Below are 21,845 nucleotides of genomic sequence, written 5' to 3' on the forward strand. Positions count from 1 at the left end.
GGTTAGGACAGGCTGACGTCCCGATCATCGTCAAGCAGCCGCGCGAGAAATTGACGCACATCGCTCGGCCCGGCGAAATGTCCGGCGACGCCGGTCGCGCGGCGGCCGACGGAGAATGCGAGACCGTCGAAATCAGGCATGATGCCGAACACGGTCTCGTCGGTGACGTCGTCGCCGATGAAGAACGGTCGGCGTCCCCGGAACGGCTCATGCGTCATCAGCTCGCGCACGCCGGTCGCTTTGGTGAAGCCGGAATGCTTGATCTCGCAAACGCTCTTGCCCGGCAACACCTCGATCGGCGCATTCGGCAGCTCGGCGCGGATCAGCGACACCGCTTCATAGATCGCCTTCTCCGCAGCGGGCGCCAGCCGATAGTGCAGCGCCAGCGAATAGCCCTTGTCCTCGAGCAGAATGCCGGGGCTGAGCTTGGCGATCGCGGCCAGACGGCGCTTCAATTCCTTGTCGAGCGGCGGCGCGTGCGCGGCGACCGCCTCGCTGTCCGGCTGCAACCGCATCTCGGCGCCATGGCCGCCGATCGCGGGAAACACGTCCGGCGCGAAGATCAGGTCGATGTCGTTGAGCGAGCGGCCGCTGACCAGCGCCAGCGCGCCGCCGGTGCGCTCATGCAGCTGCTTCAGCGTGCCTGACAGCTCCGGCGGCACCCAGACCTCGCGCGGCGTCGGCGCGAAGTCGAGCAGCGTGCCGTCGATGTCGAGCAGCACCGCGGTCTGGTGAAGCGGCGGAATCAGCGATGCCGGCACACTCTCGATCCTGCTGTCGATCCTGCTGTCATTCTTGGCGTCAGGGGCGATGTCGTCATCCAGAGCCATTTCGGCCACGTCATGCTTCGTCATAGTCTACTCCACAAATGCCAACGGTCGCGCGACAGATTCGAGCGATTTTCGCTCGGCCGCGACGGCATAGCGCCAAGCGGCGGCTGCGGCGACCAACATGAGTGCCGACCCCAGGAGGTAGCCGGCGAAGACGCTGTTGCGCGATCCGGTGTCGATCAACACGCCGAACAACGCCGGGCCGATCACGCCGCCGATCCCGGTGCCAACAGCATAGAAGACCGCGATCGCAAGCGCGCGGACCTCGAGCGGAAACGTCTCGCTGACGGTGAGATAGGCGGCGCTTGCCGCCGGCGAGGCGAAGAAGAAGATCACCATCCAGGCGATGGTCTGGGTCGTGGCGCTGAGCACGCCGACCGAGAACAGATAACCGGACAACGCGAGCAGCACGCCCGAGGTGCCGTAGGTCAGCACGATCATGGTGCGGCGGCCCAGCGTATCGAACAGGCGGCCGAGCAGCAGCGGTCCGAGGAAATTGCCGGCGGCGAACGGCAGGATGTACCAGCCGACATTGCTGGCGGCGATGCCGAAGAAATCGGTCAGGATCAGCGCGAAGGTGAAGAAGATCGCGTTGTAGAAGAACGCCTGCGCCGCCATCAGCGTCAGCCCGAGCAGCGAGCGTTGCCGGTAGGTCGAGAACAGTGTCACCGCGACCTCGCGCAGCGGCGTGTGATCGCGCATCCGCAGCTTGATCTTGTCGAAATCTTCGCTGGACTGTTCGCGACCGAGCACCGAGGTCTCGATATCGGCGACGATCTTGTGCGCCTGTTCGGGGCGACCGTGGATCATCAGCCAGCGCGGGCTTTCCGGAATCCACATTCGCATCAACAGCACGACAAGGCCGAGCACCGCGCCGGTGAAATAGGCGAGCCGCCAACCATGATCCGGCGCAAGCAACGCAGGATCGAGCAGCACGATCGCGCTCGACGCGCCGATCGCGGCACCGATCCAGAAGCTGCCGTTGATGACGAGATCGGTCCAGCCGCGGTAGCGCGCCGGCACCAGCTCCTGGATGGTCGAATTGATCGCGGTGTATTCGCCGCCGATGCCGGCGCCGGTGAGGAAGCGAAACAGCGCGTAGCTTGCGACATTCCACGACAGCGCGGTCGCAGCCGTCGCCGTCAGATAGACCGCCAGCGTGATGAAGAACAGCTTCTTGCGCCCGATCCGGTCGGTGAGCCAGCCGAAGCCGAGCGCGCCGAGCACGGCGCCGGCGAGATAGGCGCTGCTGGCAAGACCGACATCGGCGTTGGAGAAGCTCATGGTCGGGCTCTCCTTCAGCGCCCCCGATAATGCGCCGGCGAGCGTCACTTCGAGCCCGTCGAGAATCCAGGTGATGCCGAGCGCCAGCACGACGCGGGTGTGGAAGCCGCTCCAGTGGAGATTGTCGAGGCGAAGGGGGATCGAGGTCTCGATGATGCGATCGGCGCTCTGCGCAGTTGGCGCGGCCGTCCCGTCGATCGTTGTCGCAGAACTCGATTGTACCGGCTGCAAATTCATCAGATTGGACCAATGAGAAAATCCCCGGAACGGTGCGTTCCAAGGTCTTTCCTCCCAGGATTGCGGCAAACGGTGTGCCCGCCACACCTCATCAACGCTGCATGCCGGGAACGGTTCCCGCACTGCGGCACAGGAACCGCAATCGCGGCGAAGTGTTCTCGGCACAAAGCCATGGAGGCATTGATGGCTGCACACAAGAAAGTCTCGCGCAAGACGTCGAGAAAATCAGCGGCACGATCCACGAGCACAGCGCGCCGCAAGCGTGGTGCGAGAAAGACGACGTCGAAGCGCTGGTCGCAGCGGGTCACAAAGGAGAGCGACGCGCTCGACCTCAAGCGCGGCGTGTTCAAGCAGACCAGCGCGAGGAAGATCGCAGCATCGCTGAAAAAATCCGCCGAGCACAGCACGCGCCGCAAGAGCGGCGCCTATCGTTCCGCGCTGTCGATGCTGACCTTCTATATCAACCGCGCCGGCAAGACGCTGCCGAAGACCGAGCGGTCGCGGCTCGAGCGCGCCAAGGTCGAGCTGAAGCATCAGTTCGGTCGGGATTGATACCGTCGTCCTCGTTCTGTCGGCCTGGCGAAAGCCGGGACCCATTACCACTACTGTCTGTTGGCGTAAGGACAACTCGCCGCTTGCCTCTTTCGAGGGCGGCGGCGTGTGGGTTCTGGCCTTCGCCAGGACGACGGTGGTTAGTTCAGCGCCAGTTACGCCGCGCGGATATTCGCCATGAAGCGGTCGAGCTCCTCGCGCAGCCGCGAGCTCTCGACCGAGAGCGAGCGGGCAGAGTTCAGCACCTCTTCGGAGGCGGCTCCGGTCTCGGTGGCGCCGCGGTTGACCTGGGTGACGCTGGAAGCGGCTTCCTGGGTGCCCTGCGCGACGTTCTGCACGCTGCGCGCGATCTCCTGCGTGGCGGCGCTCTGCTGCTCGACCGAGCTTGCGATGTTGGTCGCGATCCCCGAGATCTGCCCGATCGTGCCACCGATCTCCTTGATCGCGGCGACCGATTCCTGCGTCGCGGCCTGCATGCCCGAGATGTGGGTAGAGATCTCGTCGGTGGCGCGCGCGGTCTGGCTCGCCAACGATTTCACTTCGGAGGCAACGACCGCGAAGCCGCGGCCCGCCTCGCCGGCGCGAGCGGCCTCGATGGTGGCATTCAGCGCCAGCAGATTGGTTTGCTCGGCGATCGCCGTGATCAGCTTGACCACGTCGCCGATCTCCTGCGCGGCACGTGACAGCTTGCCGATCCGCGCATCGGTCTGCTCGGCCTGACGTACGGCGGAATCGGCGATCTGGCTGGACTCCTTGGCACGGCGGCCAATCTCGTCGACCGACGCCGACAATTCCTCGGTCGCGGATGCCACCGACTGCATGTTGCTGGAGGCCTCCTCGGAGGCGGCGGCGACCTGGCTCGACAGGTTCTGCGTGGTCTCCGCAGTCCGCGTCAAGGTACCGGCCGCGGATTCGAGCTGCACGGCGGACGCCGACACGTTGGAGACGATCGAGCCGACCGCGGATTCGAATTCGTCGGCGAAACGAATCAGCTCGTTGCGCCGCGCGGTCGCGCTCGCCTTGTTCTGCGCTTCCTGGGTCGCGGCATCGCGCTCGGCCTTGGCGACCGCCTGGACCTTGAACTCTTCCACCGCGCCGGCCATTTCGCCGAGTTCGTCGCGACGGCCGAGGCCGGGCAGCACGACGTCGAAATTGCCGGCGGCGAGCTCGCGCATCGCCGCACACATCGCCGCGATCGGCCGCGAAATGCCCTTGCCGAGCAGGAACGCCCACACCAGCCCGAGCACGAAGCTGCCGGCCGCGAGCATCAGGATCAGCTGCTCGGTGTCGCCGATCATGCTGTGCGATTCGGTCTCGAACCGCTTCTGGTCGGCGAGCAGATCGGACTTCATCGCCGCCGCGCCCTGGCTGATGGCAGCCGCGGATTCCGTCATCTCGACGGTCAATTCGTCGATCGACTTCGCATTCGCGATCAGCCTGGTGAGCGCCTCGCGGTACTCCTCAAGCAGGCCGGTGATGTCCTTCACGCTCTGCGTGATCCGCTCGTCCTTCGAGGTGATCGCCTTCACCAGATTGTCGGCGAATTTCAGCCGGGCGAGCGCGCTGGAGGCGACCGTCTTGTCGCCGTTGACGACGAAGGTGTTGACCGCCCCGGCGATCGACTGCAACTGGTCGGCCACCTTCTTGGCGCCGAACTGGATCGACTGCAGCTCGGAATCGTCGGCATTGCTCGGCAGATCGTCGAGCTTGTAGCGCATCGAGGTTGCGCTGCGCGTCAGCTTGTTCTGCGCGGTCAGCGCGCTGTCGTCCTTGATGCGGACGATCTCGGCAAAGATCTTGGTGAAGGCACGGAACTCGCGCTCCAGCTTGGTGACCTGCTCGAGCCGGGCCGGATTGCTGGTGCCCTTCATCGACGCCACGATGGCGTCCTTCAGGCTGGCCTCGGCGGCGAGCGCGGCCTTGGCGTCGTCTTCCTTGCCGGTGGCGACGTAGTAGCGCGCCAGCGAACGGTAGGAGATCAATTCGCGGTCGATGTTGCGGGCGAGATCGGCTTCCGCGACGCTCTGGCGATAGGAGCCGACCCCGGCGGAGACCCGCTCGAAGCCCAGATAGGCAAAGCCCATGGTGGCTGCCGACAGCGCCAAGGTGACGGCAAAGCCGAGCATGATCTTGGCGCGGAATCTGAGGGTTGGGAACCTGATCGACAACGATCGCTTCAGTCCCGGCATTCCAACCCCCGTCTTCATTCTGAAAACCACGCGGGGTCCGGCGGCAACCCGCCCCAGCCCCCGGAGGGCAAAACTAAGGCAGAATCGATAAGGCCCGGTAAATGGGCAGCGGCCGCGCCGGTTCGGCCCGGTACTACCTTGGTCGGCCCAGGGGGGCGGGCAAGGTGATTGACGCGCGGGTCCGGCCCGATAGTTTAGAACCGATCAAACCTGTCCCTGCCCGGGCCAGGACAACACATCGGGAGGTGTCCCATGTCATCGCGTCGATCGGCGCCGTTGGCGCTCGCGGCGAGCTCGGCTGACGGCGAAGACCGCCGGCCCATGACATTTCCCCTCACGACCTGGAATTTAGAGGCGGGCTTGGCCGCAACCGATCGCGGCTAAGCCCCATATGCCCTTGAGACCTGCGCGAGCCGAACCGGCCGCGCCAAGAAAAGCAAAAAATTCTGGTCAGGGAGGATACGTTTGGCGAAGCAGAACGGCAGCGCCACCGACAGCATTGTCGTGGTGCAGGCAAAGACCGACGGGCCGCAGGAGGCGGCCGACGAGATCGCGCGCCAATTGGCGGCGACCGAGCTCGCCATGCTCGTGGTGTTCGTGTCGCCGTTCTACGATCCGCAAGCGTTCATCGCCGAACTGTCGAAGCGGATGCCCGACGTTCCGATCTTCGGCTGCACCACGGCCGGCGAGTTGTCCCCGCGCGGCTGGGACGAGGACAGCGTGGTCGCGATGGGATTCGACGCGGCCGATTTCGTCATCGCGGCCCGGCCGCTGTTCGACGTCTCGACGTTCCGGGTCGACCACGGCCGCTCGATCTGCACCGAGCTGCAGCACGAATTCGCGCAACGCACCGAGCATTGCGACCACACCGACGAGTCCTTCGGACTGCTCTTCATCGATGGCATGTGCCAGCGTGAGGAGACCATCATGTCGGCGATCTACGCCTCGCTCGGCGACATCCCGGTGGTCGGCGGCTCCGCCGGCGACGGGTTGCGGTTCGAGAAGTCCTGGGTGTTCCATGACGGCAAGGCCCATAGCGATGCCGCCGTCCTGATCCTGATCCGGACCCGGCTGCCGTTCCGCACCTTCAAGTGCGATCATTTCGAGCCGACCTCGACCAAGATGGTGGTGACCGAGGCCGACACCGAGCACCGCATCGTCAAGGAATTGAACGCCGAGCCGGGCCGCGCTGGAATATTCCCGCGCCGTGGGCCTCAGCGACAGCAAGCTCGAATTGTTCTCCTTTGCCGCGCATCCGGTGCTGGTCCGGGTCGGCGGCGCCTACTACGCGCGGTCGATCCAACGCACCAACCCCGACGGGTCGCTGCAATTCTTCTGCGCCATCGACGAGGGCATGGTGCTGACGGTGGCGCGCGAGCGCGACCCGATCGACGTGACCAGCCGCCTGCTCAAGGAGCTGACCGAGGATCTCGGCGAGGTCTCGATGTTCATCGGCTTCGAATGCGTGCTGCGCCGGCTCGATGTCGAGCAACGCCAGCTGTCGCGCGAAATGTCGGAGCTCTATCGCCGCAACAAGGTGATTGGCTTTCAGACTTATGGCGAGCAGTATCGCTCGATGCATGTCAACCAGACGCTGACCGGCATCGCCATCGGCAAGCGGGCGATCGCGCCGCAATGACCGACAGCAAGACCACGCGCATTGCCGCCCTGGAACGCGAAGCCGAGAAGCTGCGCAAGATCAACGCCGCGCTGATGTCGCGTGTCGAACGGTCGACCGACCAGCAGCTCAACGCCTTTTCCCTGTTCGAGACCGCGATTGCGCTGGACCAGCAGGTGCGCGACCGCACCCAGCAGCTCAAGCAGGCGCTGCAATCGCTGGAGAAAACCAACGGACGCCTGCTGCAGGCCAAGCAGCAGGCCGAGGCGGCAAGCTCGCTGAAATCGTCGGTGCTGGTTTCGGTGACGCATGACCTGTTGCAGCCGCTGAATGCGGCGCGGCTGACGCTGTCCGCGCTCGCGGAAATGGCGACCGAGCCCAAGAGCGTCGCGCTGACCGACCAGATCGACCGCTCGCTGGCGACGCTGGAAGACATGCTGCGGACGCTGCTCGACATCTCGAAGCTCGACGCCGGCGTGCTCCGGCCCGAATTCGGCCCGGTCGCGATCGCCGCGCTGTTCGAGGCGCTGGAGCAGGAATTTGTCGCGACCGCCGCCAAGCGCAATCTCGGCTTCCGGATCATGCCGTCATCCGCCGTGGTTCGCTCCGATCCGCTGATGCTGCGCCGGATCCTGCAAAACCTCGTCGCCAACGCGCTGCGCTACACCCAGCGCGGCGCCGTGCTGATGGGATGCCGCATGAAAGGCAGCGACATCTGCATCGAAGTGCACGACACCGGGCCGGGCATCCCGGAAGCCCAGCGCGAGGCGATCTTCGTCGAATTCCAGCGCGGCGACGCCGGCGCCGGCGACAAGGCCGGCATCGGCCTCGGCCTTTCGATCGTGCGCCGGTTTGCCGATCTGCTCGGTCATGACATCAGGCTGAATTCGCACGCCGGCAAGGGCTCGGTGTTCTCGGTCACCGTGCCGCGCACGCTCGATCCGGTCGCGATCCCGGTGCGCGAGCAGGCCAGCGTCGACTATCGCTATGGCGGCATGGAGGGCGCCAAGATCCTGCTGATCGAGAACGACCTGTCGAGCGCCGAGGGTCTCGCGCATCTGCTGGAGAAATGGGGCTGCGACGTCGCGGTGACGATCTCCAAGACTGAGGCGCTCGAGCGCATCCATGCGCTCGACGGCATCCCCGACGCGATCATCGCCGACCTGCATCTCGACAATGGCGAGACCGGCATCCAGGCCGTCGATGTGATCCGCGGCGAGATCAACGCCAAGGTCCCGGCGATCATCGTGACCGCCGATTACTCGGCCAAGGCTGCGTCCGACGTCTCGGCGTTCGGCCATGAACTGCTGAAGAAGCCGATCAAGCCGGCCGAGATGCGCTCGCTGCTGTCGTTCCTGCTGGCGGCGGAGCAGTCCGGCGCGCGGCTATGATTCGGCGTCGCGCGACGACGAGGCCGTCACCGGCGCGTGGTCGTGCTTGCCGAAATCGAGCTTCGACAGCGCGATGATCGCCTCGGTCCGGCTGCGTACGCCGAGCTTGCGCAGGATCTCGGAGACATGCACCTTCACGGTCGTGACCGAGATATCGAGCTCATAGGCGATGTGCTTGTTCTGCAAGCCACGGCAGATCATGTCGAGCACACGAAGCTGCTGCGCGGTGAACTGACCGAGTTGCTGCATCAGCTGCTTGGTCTCGGCCTGCGCCTTCCGTGCGGCGGCGGTATCACGGAAGCGCGTCGGCAGGCACAGCTGGCCTTCGAGGATGCCGCGCAGCAGCCGCGCCAGTTCGAGCTTCGGCGTCGACTTCGGAATGTAGCCGGAGATGCCGAGCGAGATCGCGCCGCCGACGATCCGGGAATCGTCATGCGCCGACACGATCACCAGTGCGCTGCGTGGCGCAGCGGCGCGCACCCGGTAGGCGCCGAGCAGGCCTGTGGTCCCCGGCATCGACAGATCGAGCAGGATCAGATCAAGCCCCTCGCGCGCGGCGATCACATCCAGCGCGCCGTCGATCGAGGTGGCCTGCAACACCTCGGCGTCGGGAAACTCGGCGCTTATCACGCCGATCAGGGCGGCACGGAACAGCGGGTGATCCTCGACGATCAGCAGTCGAGGCGCACCCGCTTGATCGAGCGGCGGCTGGTCCGCCAGGGGCGCGGTCGTGGTCAATGCTGCGCCGTCCTCCCTCGGATCGCTTGTGACAGCCATGATGCGCACGAACTTATCCCAAAGCCGACCGGCGGCCTATAGGCAGGACGTTCAATGCGATCGCCTCGCGATGCAGCAAGCTAGGGCGCCTTCTCGGCCTTCGCAGCCGCGCTGGTCTCGAGGACCGGAAGCGGAATCTTGCCGAGCTCGATGATCGCCTTGTTGCGGCTGAACAGCTTCAGCTTGCGCAGGATCTCGGTGACATGCGCCTTCACGGTGGATTCGGCGAGCTTGAGCTCGGCGGCGATCTCGCGGTTCTGCAGGCCGCGGATGATCAGATGCAGCACGCGGATCTGCTGCGGCGTCAGCTTCTGGATCCGCTCGCGCAGCGTCCGCGCGGTCTCGGACTGATCGAGCGCGCCGACCGCGACGAAATCCCGCGGCGCCGACACCGATCCGCTCAGCACGCGCGCGATCGCCTGCGACAGCTCGCCGAGCGAGGTCGATTTCGGCAGATAGCCGACCGCGCCCATCTCCAGCGCCTCGCGGATGGTGTGCTTGTCTTCTTCACTGGAGACGATGGCGATCGGCAGCCGCGGATAGCGATCCCTGATCTTCTGGAAGCCGGAGAAGCCGACCACGTCGGGCAGCAGCAGATCGAGCAGCGCCAGATCGATATTCGGCTCGCTCGCGAGGATGCCGAGCGCGCCCTTGATCGAGGTCGCCTCGTAGATCCGGGCATCGGGATGCGAGATGCGGATGGCGTTGCCAAGCGCTTCGCCGAACAGGGGGTGATCGTCGATGATCAGGAACCCCATCATGAGGACCCTCGCACTGCTCTTTGCCTAGTTCCCGCCGGTATCCTGAACGCTCTGCAGATAGGCATACACGTTTCTCAGCTCGTCGTCGCTGAAGACGTCCTTCCAGGCCGGCATGCCCTTGGCCGGCCGCCCGTCATGGACCGTCTTCCAGAAGGTCGATTCCATGTCGTCAGCATAACGCTTCTTGAGCAGCCTGAGATCGATCTTTCGTTCGGCCTGCACTGCGTCCGGGCCGTGGCAATGGGCGCAGGTGCCATTGAACACCTCCCGCCCTGCCTTTGGATCCCCCTTGGTGTCGCCGGCGGCCGCCGCGGTCTGAACCGGTTTCTCGGCGACCGCCTGCCCGACCGTGACAGGCTCGCTCGTCCCGACCGACGTCGTCGCCGGTGCCGCCTGGCCGAATTTCACCGGCGCGCCGTTCGGCACGCCATACTTGGCAAACAGAGCGGCAATATCCGGCCCGAGCGACGGCAGCACACCGTCGACCTCGTCGCGCAGTGCGCCGGATGCCTTGGCAAAACCGATCGCGGTGGCCCAGAGCAGGCCGTCGCCCTCGGTGGAGACAATCTGGTATTTGTCGCCGTAGCTGGTCTCGTTGAGCCAGCCCGCCACCGGCGCCCAGATGAAGGCGATGTCGACCTTGCCCTGCTCGAGGGCCGCCATGCCCTCCTCCGGGCTCAGCACGGTGACCTTCTGAATATCGTCACGCAGCGCCAGCAGGTTCTGCGGCGTCGACTGGTATTGCACCGCAACCCGCAATCCCCTGAGGTCGTCGATGCCGCCAAGCTTGCGATCCCTGGCGCCGACCAGCGCATAGCCCTCATGGGCGATCGGCTTCGAGAAGATCACCGAAGGCCCCATGAAATCATCGATCAGTGGGAGCCCGACCATGGCGTCGCACTGCTTGCTGAGCAGCGTCTCCCGCACGGTGCGCTTGCCGAAATACGACTTGTACCAATTGGTGCTCACGCTGCGGCCGAGCTTCGCGGCCACCGCCTGGCCGATCTCGAGGTAGAGGCCGGGCTTGCCCGGCTCGTCACTCGAGAACGGCAGGTTGGTCGGATCGGCGCAGAGCCGCAGCGGCGGTTTTGTCTCGTCCGCGCCGGCCGACAGGGCCGGCGCAAGCAGCGTCGCGGAGAGCAGCACGGTCCGGATCGCCTTTCCCAACTGCACGCGGCGCGTTGAGTTCGGCATGCCATTCAAGTTGATACGGGACACGGACAATGCTGCCTCCTCGCGACTGTTGTTACTGCAGGGCGAACACGAACAGCGAGCCGCCTTCGGGCGCCGCGGCGACCATCTGCTTGCCGATGTCACCGAGGAAGGCCGGCAGCGCCGCGGTGCGGCCGACCACGATCGCGACATACTGCTTGCCGTCGACCGAATAGGTCACCGGACCGGCACCGATGCCGCTGCCGAGGTTCTTGCTCCACAGCACCTTGCCGTTCTTGGCGTCGATGGCGCGGAAGTCGCCATGCAGATTGCCGGAGAACACCAGATTGCCGCCGGTCGTCAGCGTGCCGCCGTTGAAGGGCAGGTCTTCCTTGATGCTCCACACCTTCTTGTTGGCCACGGGATCCCAGGCCACGAGTTCGCCGAGGAAGCCGCCGGGACCGGGCTTGGTCGGGAATTCGGCACCGAGATAGAACACGCCGCGCTTGTAGTTCACGTCGGAGACCGACCAATCCATGCAGACATTGTTGCTCGGGATGTAGACGAGGCCGGTCTGCGGGTTGAACGACATCGGCTGCCAGTTCTTGCCGCCGATCAGGTTCGGGCAGATGTCCTTGGCGGGATGGCCGGGGCCGGGACGCTTGTCCGGATCCTCCTCCGCCCGCATCGTGTTGATGTCCCACTTCTTGGCCCAGTTGGCGAACACGTATTTCTCGGCCGAGATCACCTTGCCGGTCTCGCGGTTGGCCACGAAGAAGAAGCCGTTGCGGTCCGCCTTCATCAGCACCGGCGTCTCGGCGCCCTTGATCTTGAGGTCGGCGAGCAAGAGTTCGTTGACGCCGTCATAGTCCCAGGCGTCGGCCGGCGTGCCCTGGATATGCCACTTGATCTTGCCGGTGTTGGGATCGATCGCCAGCGTCGAGGCGGTATAGAGGTTGGTCAGCTTGCCGAAATTGCCGTCGCCGGTGGAGCGCACCGCGGTATTCCACGGACCCGGATTGCTGGTACCCCAGTAGACGGTGTCGGTCTTGGCATCGTAGGAGCCGACCAGCCAGGCGGCGCCGCCGCCATGCAGCCCGGTGTCGCCCTTCCAGCTGTCGCTGCCGGGCTCGCCCGGCGCCGGCACCGTGAAGGTCTGCCAGAGCAGCTTGCCGTCCTTGAGGTTGAAGGCCTGCAACGCGCCGCGGACGCCGTATTCGCCGCCGCCGAAGCCGGTGATGACCTTGTCGCGGACGATCAGCGGCGGCGAGGTGATCACCGAGCCCTGCTTGTAGTCGACGACGGTCGAGGTCCAGAGCTCCTTGCCGGTCTCGGCATCGAGCGCGGTCAGCTTGCCGTCGAGCCGGCCGACGAAGATCTTGCCGTCGGCATAGGAGACGCCGCGGCTGTTGACGTCGCAGCAGGCGTACTGGAGCACGTCGTCAGGAATATCGGGCTGCCAGGTCCATTTGCGCGCGCCGGTCGCGGCGTCGATCGCATAGACGTATTTCGGCCCCCACGAGGTCGACACATACAGGTTCTTGCCGATCACCACCGGCGAAGCCTCGTTGGAGCGCAGCGAAGCGAGCGACATCGAGTAAACGAGCTGCAGCTTGCCGGCGTTCTCGGAATTGATCTGCTTCAGCGGGCTGAAGCGCGTATTGCCGTAGTCGTGGCCGGCGATCGCCCACCCGTTCGGATCGGACGCTGCCTTTGCGACGGAATCATTGGCGTTCGATGCCGTAACACCTGCCATCACCATGGCGACCAGCGACACGCCGGCAAAGAAAATCCCGCTCCTCAGCTTCATTGGCTTCCTCCAATATGGTTTCGTTGCCGCGATGGATGCATCGCGCGCGCGTCTCTCTACCCAAATGCATGGATCAGCGATCTTGTGTCGCTACATCGGCGATGAAAATGCCAGCAACACTCTTGCGTCGTTATAGGCGGAAGGTAGTAGCGTCAGCGGCGACGATTTTGCCGTGCTGCAAGCACCAATGATCTGCCGGAAATCGCTTGCGTCGCAGCGCATTTTCGTCACGCCGGAGCACGCCGCGGCCCGCTTGCAAATTGCCCATCGAACGGCTGGCTGCTAGGATTAGAGGCACAGCCCGGAGCCTTCGTGACAGGGCCGTAACTACGACTTTGATCGCGGTTACGTCCCATCTGAAGCGTGGTCTACTGGGCCCATAACGAAGCTATTGGGAGAAACGCGTGTCTACAGTCAAACTGACGGTAAACGGCAAGGCGGTCTCGGTCGATGTCGAGGACCGAACCCTCCTCGTGCACCTGTTGCGCGAAAATCTGAACCTCACCGGCACCCATGTCGGCTGCGATACCAGCCAGTGCGGCGCCTGCGTCGTCCATGTCGATGGCCGCGCGGTCAAATCCTGCACCATGCTGGCCGGCCAGGCGGCGGGCTGCAACGTCACCACCATCGAAGGCCTCGCCAAGGGCGACGAGCTGCACCCGATGCAGGCGGCATTCCGCGACAATCACGGCCTGCAGTGCGGCTATTGCACCCCCGGCATGATCATGTCCGCGGTCGATATCGTGCACCGCCACGGTGGCAGGCTCGACGAGGAAACGGTCCGTCACGAGCTCGAAGGCAACATCTGCCGCTGCACCGGCTACCACAACATCGTCAAGGCGGTGCTCGACGCTGCCGGCCGCATGAAGGTCGCGCAGGCCGCCGAATAGCAGCTCGCGCAGCACATACGATCAAGCTCATCACCGCCGATCTCGATGGAAACGGCGGCAAATCGAATCTCCGGTCGGGAGGACCAGACCATGGGTGTTGAAGGAATTGGCGCACGCGTCGTGCGCAAGGAAGATCGCCGGTTCATCACCGGACAAGGACGTTACGTCGACGACGTTAAAATGGTCGGCATGAGCTACGCTCACTTCATCCGCAGCCCGCACGCCCATGCCAAGGTCAAGGGCATCAATTCCACCGAGGCCATGAAGATGCCCGGCGTGATCGCGGTGCTGACCGGGCAGCAGATCGTCGACGACAAGGTCGGCAACCTGATCTGCGGCTGGGCGATCACCTCGAAGGACGGTTCGCCGATGAAAATGGGCGCGTGGCCGGCGATGGCGCCGGAGACCGTGCGCTTCGTCGGACAGGCGGTCGCAGTCGTGATCGCCGAGACCAAGAACCAGGCCAAGGACGCGGCCGAAGCCGTCGTCGTCGATTACGAAGAGCTTCCCGCGGCGGCCGACATCAAGGCTGCGATCAAGCCGGGCGCGCCGCAGCTGCATCCCGAGGCCCCCGGCAACATCGTCTATGACTGGCACCTCGGGGACGAAGCCGCGGTCAAGGATGCCTTCAGCAAAGCCGCCAATGTGGTGACGCTCGACCTCACCAACAACCGCCTGGTGCCGAATGCGATGGAGCCGCGTGCGGCGGTCGCGCATTACGACCAGGCCGAGGAGCACTACACGCTCTACACCACGTCGCAGAACCCGCACGTCGCCCGCCTCGTGCTGTCGGCGTTCTACAACATCGCGCCCGAGCACAAGCTGCGCGTGATCGCGCCCGACGTCGGCGGCGGCTTCGGCTCCAAGATCTACATCTATCCGGAAGAGATGGTGGCGCTGTGGGCCTCGAAGAAGGTTAACCGTCCGGTGAAGTGGACCGGCGACCGCTCGGAAGCCTTCCTCACCGACGCGCATGGCCGCGACCATGTCTCGAAGGCGGAGATGGCGTTCGACAAGGACAACAAGATCCTTGGCCTGCGGGTGAAGACCCACGCCAATTTCGGCGCCTATATGTCGCTGTTCTCCTCGGCGGTGCCGACCTATCTCTACGCGACGCTGCTGTCGGGCCAGTACGTGATCCCGGCGATCTATGCCGAGGTGATCGGCGTCTACACCAACACCACGCCGGTCGACGCCTATCGCGGCGCGGGCCGCCCCGAGGCGAGCTACCTGATCGAGCGCATGATGGAGACGGCGGCGCGGCAGTTGAAAGTCGATCCGGCCGAGCTGCGCAAGAAGAACTTCATTACTTCGTTCCCGTATCAGACGCCGGTCATCATGGCGTACGACATCGGCGACTTCCACGCCTCGCTCGACGCTGCGATGAAGGCGATCGACTATGCCGGCTTCCCGGCCCGCAAGGCCAAGGCGAAAGCTGATGGCAAGCTGCGCGGCATCGGCGTCTCCTGCTACATCGAGGCCTGCGGCATCGCGCCGTCGAAGGCGGTGGGCAGTCTCGGCGCCGGCGTCGGCCTGTGGGAATCGGCGGAGATCCGCGTCAACCCGGTCGGCACCATCGAGGTGCTCACCGGGTCGCACAGCCACGGTCAGGGTCACGAGACGACGTTCTGCCAGATCATCGCCGAGCGGCTCGGCGTGCCGATCAGCCAGGTCTCGATCGTCCATGGCGACACCGACAAGGTGCAGTTCGGCATGGGCACCTACGGCTCGCGCTCGCTCGCGGTCGGCGGCACCGCGATCGTGAAGGCGATGGAGAAGGTCGAGGCCAAGGCCAAGAAGATCGCGGCCCACGCGCTCGAGGCGTCCGAGAGCGACATCGTGATCGAGAATGGCGAGTTCAAGGTCACCGGCACCGACAAGTCGATCGCGCTGCCGATGGTCGCGCTCGCCGCCTACACCGCGCACAATCTGCCCGACGGCATGGAGCCCGGCCTGAAGGAGACGGCGTTCTACGACCCGACCAACTTCACCTTCCCGGCCGGCGCCTATATCTGCGAGCTCGAGGTCGATCCGGCTACCGGCAAGACCTCCTTCGTCAACTTCGTGGCAGCGGACGATTTCGGCCGGCTGATCAACCCGATGATCGTCGAAGGCCAGGTTCACGGCGGCCTTGCCCAGGGCATCGGCCAGGCGCTGCTGGAAGGCGTGGTCTATGACGGCACCGGTCAGCTCGTGACCGCGTCCTTCATGGATTACACCATGCCGCGCGCCGACGATCTGCCGTCGTTCCAGCTCTCCCACACCACGACGCTGTGTCCGGGCAACCCGCTCGGCGTCAAGGGCTGCGGCGAAGCCGGCGCGATCGGCGCCTCGGCTGCCGTGATCAACGCGATCACGGACGCCATTGGCAACAACAAGCTGGAAATGCCGGCGACGCCCGATCGCGTCTGGCACGCCATTCACGGTTGAGGGAGGAAGAGCCATGTACGAGACCAATTATCATCGCGCTTCCTCGGTCGCCGACGCTGCCGCAACCTTCGCCAAAGGCGCGGAATCAAAATTCCTCGCCGGCGGGCAAACCCTGCTTCCCGTGATGAAGCAGCGCCTCGCCGCACCTTCCGATGTGATCGACCTCTCCAAGGTGCAGGAGTTGATCGGCATCGAGGTGTCGGGCGACACCGTCACCATCAAGGCCGCGACGCCGCATTACGACGTGGCGCAAAGCGAGGCGGTGCAGAAAGCGATCCCGGCGCTGGCGCATCTGGCGTCGGGGATCGGCGATCCGGCCGTGCGCTATCGCGGCACGATCGGCGGCTCGCTCGCCAACAACGATCCGGCGGCGGATTATCCGGCGGCGGTGCTGGCGCTCGGCGCGACGGTCAAGACCAACAAGCGCTCGATTGCGGCGGATGACTTCTTCAAGGGCCTGTTCTCGACGGCACTCGAAGACGGCGAGATCATCACGCAGGTCGCATTCCCGGTCCCGGCCAAGGCGGGCTACGCGAAATTCCCGAATCCGGCCTCGCGCTTCGCGCTGACCGGCGTGTTCGTCGCCAAGACCAAATCGGGCGATGTCCGCGTCGCTGCGACCGGCGCGTCGCAGAGCGGCGTGATGCGGGTCGGGCCGATCGAGCAGGCGCTGAAGGCGAACTGGGCGGCCTCGGCGTTCGACAGCGTGACCATCCCGGCGAGCGGCCTGCTCGCCGACATCCACGGCTCGGCGGATTACCGCGCCAACCTCGTGAAGGTCATGGGACAGCGGGCGGTCACCGCCGCAGGCTGATCAAGCAGCGCGCTTTAGCGCCTAAACACAAGTCTGCAACGGCGCGCAGCGATGCGCGCCGTTCGCGTTTTTACCGGCCGCATAAGGCAAAAGGTGCTTGCCACATCGCGCATTCAGCGAGACAATTTAGCTAATCAGCTAATTAAAAATACCGGCAGACGGGCGGCTGGGGAAACGCAGGAAGTTCGGCGCCAAGCCAGTCGTAGCCCAGCCGCATAACACCATCCAACCAACGGAACAACAAACGTGCTCGACAAGCCTGCCCCCCAAACCGCCGCTCGCACCTCGGGCCCGCTCACCGGCTTCCGCATCGTCGAATTCGCCGGCATCGGTCCCGGCCCGTTTGCCTGCATGCTGCTCGCCGACATGGGTGCCGAGGTCATCACGCTGGACCGGGTCGGCGCGGGCAAGAATCTGAAGGCGGTGGCAACCCGCGGCCGCAAGGTCATCGAGCTCGATCTCAAGAACAAGGCAGCGATCGCGGAAGTGCTCGAGCTGCTCGGCCATGCCGATGCGCTGATCGAGGGCTTCCGCCCCGGCGTGATGGAGCGCCTCGGTCTCGGCCCCGACGTCGTGCTCGCGCGCAATCCGAAGCTGGTCTACGGCCGCATGACCGGCTGGGGCCAGGAAGGCCCGCTGGCGAATGCCGCCGGCCACGACATCAACTACATCTCGATCACGGGCGCGCTCGCCGCGATCGGACCCAAGGAGAAGCCGGTGCCGCCGCTCAATCTGGTCGGCGATTTCGGCGGCGGCGCGCTGTACCTCGTGGTCGGCGTGCTCGCAGCCCTGCTGGAAGCGCAGAAGTCCGGCAAGGGCCAGGTGGTCGACACCGCGATGTGCGACGGCGCGGCCTCGCTGATGTCGATGTTCTACGACATGGCCGCGCAGGGCCGCTGGAGCGGCGGCCGCGATCAGAATTTCCTCGACGGCGGCGCGCATTTCTACGGCGTCTACGAATGCTCCTGCGGCAACTTCATCTCGATCGGCTCGATCGAGCCGCAGTTCTACGCACTGCTGCGCAAGCATGCCGGCCTGACCGACGCCGACTTCGACGCCCAAATGGACCGCAAGGCCTGGCCGGCGCTGAAGGCGAAGCTGGAAAAGGTGTTCAAGACCAAGTCGCGCGCCGACTGGTGCACGATCATGGAAGGTACCGACATCTGCTTCGCGCCGATCCTCACCATGGAGGAAGCACCGAAGCATCCGCACATGGCAGCCCGCCAGGTGTTCGTCGAACGCCACGGCGTCACCCAGCCCGCCCCCGCGCCGCGCTTCTCGCGCACGCCGTCAGCGATCCGCGAGCCGGAGCTTGCGAGCATTGGCGAGGTGACGAGCGCATGGAAGGCGGGGAAATAGTCTCGCCGTCATTGCGAGGAGCGAAGCGACGAAGCAATCCAGGTCTCCGCAAGCGGTGAGATGGATTGCTTCGCTTCGCTCGCAATGACGAGGTCATGCGGCGCGGTCGCCGCTACGCCGCGTGATCGACCTTGAGCACGCCGCGGCGGATCTGGTCTTCCTCGATCGATTCGAACAGCGCCTTGAAGTTGCCCTCGCCGAAACCATCGTCGCCCTTGCGCTGGATGAATTCGAAGAAGATCGGCCCGATCGCATTCGCCGAGAAGATCTGCAGCAGCACCTTGGTCTGGCCGCCCTCGACCACGCCCTCGCCATCGATCAGGATGCCGTTCGCCTTGAGCCGCGCGACGTCCTCGCCATGCTTCGGCAGGCGGCTGTCGATCCGCTCGAAATAGGTGTCGGGCGGCGACGGCATGAACGGCAGGCCGTCCGCGCGCAATCTCTCGACCGTCGCGTGGATATCGCGCGCGCCGCAGGCGATGTGCTGGATGCCCTCGCCGTGATAGGTGTTGAGATATTCCTCGATCTGCCCGGAATCGCCGGCGTCCTCGTTGATCGGAATCCGGATCTTGCCGTCCGGGCTGGTCAGCGCGCGCGAGAACAGGCCCGACGCGCGGCCCTCGATGTCGAAGAAGCGGATCTGGCGGAAGTTGAACAGCTTTGCGTAGAAGCCGGTCCAGACATCCATGCGGCCGCGATGGACGTTGTGGGTGAGGTGATCGATGTAATACAGGCCGGAGCCGGCGGGGCGCGGGTTGGCGGCGCCTAACCACTCGAACTCGGTATCATAGGCCGAGCCCTTGGCGCCGTAGCGGTCGACGAAATACAGCAGGCTGCCGCCGATGCCCTTGATCGCGGGCACATCGAGCGTCTTCTGCGCCGACGATGCCTCGGCGGGCTCGGCGCCCAGCGCGATCGCACGCTCATAGGCGCGCCTCGCATCGACCACGCGGAACGCCATCGACGGCGCGCAGGGGCCGTGTGCGGCGACGAAGTCGAAGCCGTGGCTGCCGGGCTCCTCGTTGACGAGATAGTTGATGTCGCCCTGGCGATAGACCGTGATCGCCTTGGTCTTGTGCCTGGCCACCGCGACAAAGCCCATCAGCTTGAACAAGGCGTGCAGCTCGCCGGGATTGGGGTGGGCGTATTCGACGAACTCGAAGCCGTCGGTGCCCATCGGGTTCTCGGCGCTGATTTCGGCCGGCGGCGCATCGTGCGGAAACGGACCCATGGCGGCAACTCCCTGATTTGTCTGGGACCAGTTTCCGTCACTTGCGGCGCAACGTGCGTGCAAAATTGGGCCTACTTTGCTAGTATTGCGCACGATCCGCGCATGAATTGGACATTTGGTGCATGCCAGACGTTGACGCCTTCGACCTCAAGATGCTCGCGGCCCTGCAGGATGACGGCCGGCTCACCAACCAGCAGTTGGCCGACCTCATCGGCCTGTCGGCCTCGCAATGCTCGCGGCGGCGGATGCGGCTGGAGGAGGAGAAGGTGATCGCCGGCTACCACGCCGACCTCTCCGGCGAGGCGCTCGGCTTCGGCCTGATCGCCTTCATCCACATCACGCTGGCGACCCACTCGCCCGACAACGCCAAGCGGTTTCGCGAACTGGTCAACCGCGTCGACGACATCCAGGAAGCCTACGCGCTGACGGGAGACGCCGACTACGTGCTCAAGGTGATGCTGTGCGACCTCAAGAGCCTGTCCGACATCGTCAACAACGTGCTGATGCCGCACCAGAGCGTGGCCCATGTTCGCTCCTCGATCGTGCTCGACCGCCTGAAGGAGAGCACCAAGCTGCCGCTGAAATCGCTGCAGGCGTGATCCGGCGCGAATCGAGGGAATTTCGTCATTCGCTTTCGCGACACGATTTGCGATCATTTCGCCAACACCCGGCTAGAGAGACGACCATGGCGCTGCAGCTGCGACCGAACTGCGAATATTGCGACAAGGACCTGCCGCCGAGCGCGCTCGACGCACGAATCTGTTCTTACGAATGCACGTTCTGCGCGGATTGCGCCGAGACCAGGCTCGGCAATGTCTGTCCGAACTGCGGCGGCGGCTTCGCGCCGCGGCCGATCCGCCCGGCTAAGCCGTGGCGGCCGGGCGTCTGCACCGTGAACCAGCCACCGTCGGACCAGCGGGTGCATCTGAAATACAGCGTCGAGAACTGCGCGGCGCATACGGCGCGCTTGCGGGATATCAGGCCGGAGGAGCGGTAAGCTTCAGCTCGTCATTGCGAGCGAAGCGAAGCAATCCATGGTTCCGCGTAAGTGGAGCGATGGATTGCTTCGTCGCTTTGCTCCTCGCAATGACGGAGACGATTTACTCCGCCGCCGCGATGGTGCCTTCGACTTCGCCGAACCCGACGCGGTAGCCATCGCCCTGGCACCAGCCGCGCATGACGAGCGAATCACCGTCCTCGAGGAACGAGCGCGTGATCCCGCTGGCGAGCTCGACCGGCTCGGTGCCGTTCCAGCCGATTTCGAGCAGACTGCCGCGCTGGTGCTTTTCGGGGCCGGAGATCGTGCCGCTCCCTAGGAGATCGCCGACATTCATCGCGCAGCCGGATGAGGCGTGATGCACGAGCTGCTGCACCGACGACCAGTACATGTATTTGAAGTTGGTGCTGCAGATCGTCTTTGCCTGGTTCATCGCACCCGCGCGCAAGGCGACATCGAGCTGCATGTCGTAATTGTTCGGCTGGGTCTGCTTGAGATAGGCTAACGGCTCCGGCTCCTGCTTCGGACCCGGCATCCGGAACGGCTCGAGCGCCTCGCGCGTCACCACCCACGGCGAGATCGAGGTCGCGAACGCCTTGGCCTGGAACGGGCCGAGCGGCACATACTCCCATTGCTGGATGTCGCGCGCGCTCCAGTCGTTGAGGATGACGAAGCCGAAGATCATCTCCTCAGCCTGCTTCTCGGTGAGCATCTCACCCATCGCCGATGCCTGTCCAACCACGACCCCCATCTCCAACTCGAAATCGAGCCGCTTGCACGGGCCGAAGCTCGGCACCTCGGCGCTCGGCGGCTTCAGCTGGCCGCGCGGACGCCTCACCTTGGTGCCGCTGACCACGACCGTCGAGGCGCGGCCGTTGTAGCCGATCGGCATGTGCAGCCAGTTCGGCTGCAGCGCGTTGTCCTTGCCGCGGAACATGACGCCGACATTGGTGGCGTGCTCCTTCGACGAATAGAAATCGGTGTAGCCCGCAACGGCGAACGGCATGTGCAGCCTGACATCGGCCATCGGCACCAGTGCCCGCGCGCGCAATTCCCTGTTGTCGCGCAGCTCAGGATGATCCGAGCGCAGCAGCTCGCTGATCCGCGCCCGCGTCTTCGACCACACTTTTGGCCCGAGCGCCATGAAGGCGTTGAGCGACGGCTGCGAGAATAGGCCGAGCGGCCCGACATCGAGCCGCGAGTCCTGCTCAAGCTCCCAGAGGTCGAGCACATAATCGCCGATCGCAACGCCGACGCGCGGCGCAAGCCCGTCCTTCGACGAGAACACGCCATAGGGCAGGTTCTGGATCGGGAAATCGGAGCTGGGCGAGACGTCGATGAAGGAGCGTAGCTTGGGGTCGTTGGGGTGGGGCATGGTTTCCTGCCGAAATGATTGACGCACTCTGTCTCTCGTCATTCCGGGGCGCGCGCAGCGCGAACCCGGAATCCATTTTTCCACGGGGAACGCGGCCCAATGGATTCCGGGCTCATCGCTTCGCGATGCCCCGGAATGACGAAGACTG

General features: G+C 64.9%; 17 protein-coding genes and 1 pseudogene. 9 read left to right on the forward strand and 9 right to left on the reverse strand.

The genetic code is table 11. From position 1 onward, the window contains the following. Positions 1-2 precede the first annotated feature (2 nt). Positions 3-854: a trehalose-phosphatase gene (otsB, locus tag ACVMB0_RS06480; protein ID WP_461345676.1), complete on the reverse strand. Its 852-nt coding sequence runs from the start codon at positions 852-854 to the stop codon at positions 3-5. A 3-nt stretch (positions 855-857) separates the two neighbouring features. Beyond that, positions 858-2,351 (reverse strand): MFS transporter, encoded by a 1,494-nt coding sequence (locus ACVMB0_RS06485; protein ID WP_461345677.1) that lies wholly within the window; start codon positions 2,349-2,351, stop codon positions 858-860. Between the two features lie 183 nt (positions 2,352-2,534). Here ACVMB0_RS06485 and ACVMB0_RS06490 point away from each other — a divergent pair, with 183 nt between their 5' ends. Then, the gene (locus ACVMB0_RS06490) at positions 2,535-2,903 is read left to right on the forward strand and encodes a DUF3175 domain-containing protein (RefSeq protein ID WP_461345678.1); all 369 of its coding nucleotides are present in this window, start codon (positions 2,535-2,537) and stop codon (positions 2,901-2,903) included. 155 nt (positions 2,904-3,058) lie between these two features. Here the strand turns inward: ACVMB0_RS06490 and ACVMB0_RS06495 are convergent, their stop codons facing one another. After that, positions 3,059-5,092: a methyl-accepting chemotaxis protein gene (locus tag ACVMB0_RS06495; protein WP_461345679.1), complete on the reverse strand. Its 2,034-nt coding sequence runs from the start codon at positions 5,090-5,092 to the stop codon at positions 3,059-3,061. Between the two features lie 465 nt (positions 5,093-5,557). Here ACVMB0_RS06495 and ACVMB0_RS06500 point away from each other — a divergent pair. After that, positions 5,558-6,731, forward strand: a pseudogene (locus tag ACVMB0_RS06500) (FIST N-terminal domain-containing protein). Continuing rightward, complete coding sequence (locus ACVMB0_RS06505; protein ID WP_461345680.1) at positions 6,728-8,101, forward strand: ATP-binding response regulator; 1,374 nt, start codon at positions 6,728-6,730, stop codon at positions 8,099-8,101. Before ACVMB0_RS06500 ends, ACVMB0_RS06505 begins: the two are co-directional and overlap by 4 nt. On the opposite strand, the gene ACVMB0_RS06510 is transcribed toward ACVMB0_RS06505, so the two are convergent. The 4 genes from ACVMB0_RS06510 to ACVMB0_RS06525 form a co-directional block, all read right to left on the reverse strand. Continuing rightward, a complete protein-coding gene (locus ACVMB0_RS06510) occupies positions 8,096-8,878 on the reverse strand; it encodes a LuxR C-terminal-related transcriptional regulator (RefSeq protein ID WP_461345681.1) in 783 nt (260 codons plus the stop codon). The two genes, ACVMB0_RS06505 and ACVMB0_RS06510, sit on opposite strands and share 6 nt — an antisense overlap. A gap of 80 nt (positions 8,879-8,958) precedes the next feature. Next, positions 8,959-9,639 (reverse strand): response regulator, encoded by a 681-nt coding sequence (locus ACVMB0_RS06515; protein WP_456751616.1) that lies wholly within the window; start codon positions 9,637-9,639, stop codon positions 8,959-8,961. A 24-nt stretch (positions 9,640-9,663) separates the two neighbouring features. Then, positions 9,664-10,863, reverse strand: a complete 1,200-nt coding sequence (locus tag ACVMB0_RS06520) for a c-type cytochrome (protein WP_461345682.1) — start codon at positions 10,861-10,863, stop codon at positions 9,664-9,666. Between the two features lie 22 nt (positions 10,864-10,885). Further along, positions 10,886-12,601: a PQQ-dependent methanol/ethanol family dehydrogenase gene (locus tag ACVMB0_RS06525; protein ID WP_456751614.1), complete on the reverse strand. Its 1,716-nt coding sequence runs from the start codon at positions 12,599-12,601 to the stop codon at positions 10,886-10,888. 404 nt (positions 12,602-13,005) lie between these two features. On the opposite strand from ACVMB0_RS06525, the gene ACVMB0_RS06530 reads away from it, so the two are divergent. The 4 genes from ACVMB0_RS06530 (at position 13,006) to ACVMB0_RS06545 (ending at position 18,094) form a co-directional block, all read left to right on the forward strand. After that, positions 13,006-13,491, forward strand: coding sequence for a (2Fe-2S)-binding protein (locus tag ACVMB0_RS06530; protein WP_456751613.1), 486 nt, complete (start codon positions 13,006-13,008; stop codon positions 13,489-13,491). A 90-nt stretch (positions 13,492-13,581) separates the two neighbouring features. Continuing rightward, entirely contained in the window at positions 13,582-15,921 is a 2,340-nt protein-coding gene (locus ACVMB0_RS06535) for a xanthine dehydrogenase family protein molybdopterin-binding subunit (protein WP_461345683.1), read from the forward strand. Positions 15,922-15,934: 13 nt separating this feature from the next. Beyond that, entirely contained in the window at positions 15,935-16,735 is an 801-nt protein-coding gene (locus tag ACVMB0_RS06540) for an FAD binding domain-containing protein (RefSeq protein ID WP_461345684.1), read from the forward strand. Positions 16,736-16,981: 246 nt separating this feature from the next. Continuing rightward, the gene (locus tag ACVMB0_RS06545; RefSeq protein WP_461345685.1) at positions 16,982-18,094 is read left to right on the forward strand and encodes a CaiB/BaiF CoA transferase family protein; all 1,113 of its coding nucleotides are present in this window, start codon (positions 16,982-16,984) and stop codon (positions 18,092-18,094) included. Between the two features lie 112 nt (positions 18,095-18,206). Here ACVMB0_RS06545 and hppD read toward each other — a convergent pair whose 3' ends face one another. After that, positions 18,207-19,325, reverse strand: coding sequence for a 4-hydroxyphenylpyruvate dioxygenase (gene hppD, locus ACVMB0_RS06550; protein WP_461345686.1), 1,119 nt, complete (start codon positions 19,323-19,325; stop codon positions 18,207-18,209). A 122-nt stretch (positions 19,326-19,447) separates the two neighbouring features. Between hppD and ACVMB0_RS06555 the strand changes: the two genes are divergently transcribed. Further along, positions 19,448-19,924, forward strand: a complete 477-nt coding sequence (locus ACVMB0_RS06555) for an Lrp/AsnC family transcriptional regulator (RefSeq protein ID WP_461345687.1) — start codon at positions 19,448-19,450, stop codon at positions 19,922-19,924. 86 nt (positions 19,925-20,010) lie between these two features. Then, positions 20,011-20,322: a DUF1272 domain-containing protein gene (locus ACVMB0_RS06560; protein WP_461345688.1), complete on the forward strand. Its 312-nt coding sequence runs from the start codon at positions 20,011-20,013 to the stop codon at positions 20,320-20,322. A 103-nt stretch (positions 20,323-20,425) separates the two neighbouring features. Here the strand turns inward: ACVMB0_RS06560 and fahA are convergent, their stop codons facing one another. Continuing rightward, positions 20,426-21,697, reverse strand: coding sequence for a fumarylacetoacetase (gene fahA / locus ACVMB0_RS06565; RefSeq protein ID WP_461345689.1), 1,272 nt, complete (start codon positions 21,695-21,697; stop codon positions 20,426-20,428). Positions 21,698-21,845 lie beyond the last annotated feature (148 nt).

The organism is Bradyrhizobium sp. USDA 4451 (assembly GCF_054822585.1).